A 962-nucleotide genomic window follows, 5' to 3' on the forward strand; every position below is an offset into this window, starting at 1 on the left:
TTGAATACTCGCTGAAGAAATAGCTGGATAGGATTCCTTGGCGTATTCTATTATTTGACTTGCCTTCTGTTTAGCACGATTTTCTGAAATTCTTTTCGTGGTACTTTTTTTCAAAAGGTTCTTGATTTTTGTTTGGCTCTTTTCCAAAACAAAGTCTGGATGAGGAAATAGGTCCATCAATGTTAAGGAGTAGGGTGTCATTTTACTCGAGAAAAAGTGTTCAAGCTCTGGAAAACTTAATTGTAGTGCATTATGCAAGTACATTCGCATACGTTTTTTTTCTTCCTCTATTTCCTGATAAAAGCGAGAAAGATCCCGGAGTCGACTATATATTTCTGGTTGTTGGATTTTTTCTACTCGGCAATTTTGTTGATGAACTTGCGCCAATTTGTGAGCATCATGCTTGTCCGTTTTCCAGCTTCTTAGAGTCCCTTGTTCTAGTTGTTTTTTTGCCTCAAGAGGGTTTAATAAAGAGTAGTGCAATTGGTTCTTTTGACAAAAGGTTTCAACTGGTTTTGAATAAATACCTGTTGATTCAAAAACAAGAATAGGTTCTTCAGAAAGGTTTCCGATCTCATCAAGCAGCGCTTGAAAACCAAACTTATTATGAAGAAATTCCCCTTCCGAAAGACAAGTTTGACCATCGTAAATCACTTTGTAGCTTTTCCCCATAGAAATATCTAAAGCAATTACTAATTCCAAATATTTTCCCTCTCTTCGTTGTCCTTTTGAAAGATCTTCACTTATTCATTTTGATTCTAATTTCCTATACACGAGCTCATGGCCCCAACATACTTAAACCTGATTCAAAAATGAAAGTGAAGAGGCTCGGTTTTTGATACGGATTCGAAATCCTTGAGGCTTTGGTCGAGCTTTCTTTCACTTCTCACTATAACTCTAAAAAGAAAAATAGTGGGTAAAGACATCCGTCGATGACTTTACCCACTAATCTTAGTATGTTT

At 36.3% G+C, this 962-nt stretch carries 1 protein-coding gene; it reads right to left on the reverse strand.

All coding sequences use genetic code 11. From position 1 onward, the window contains the following. On the reverse strand, positions 1-702 hold a 702-nt coding region (locus HP456_RS24340), incomplete at its 3' end, for an IS110 family transposase (RefSeq protein ID WP_172255802.1). Positions 703-962 lie beyond the last annotated feature (260 nt).

The organism is Bacillus haikouensis, from assembly GCF_013179555.1.
In the GTDB taxonomy this organism is placed as follows: Bacteria; Bacillota; Bacilli; order Bacillales; family Bacillaceae_B; genus Rossellomorea; species Rossellomorea haikouensis_A.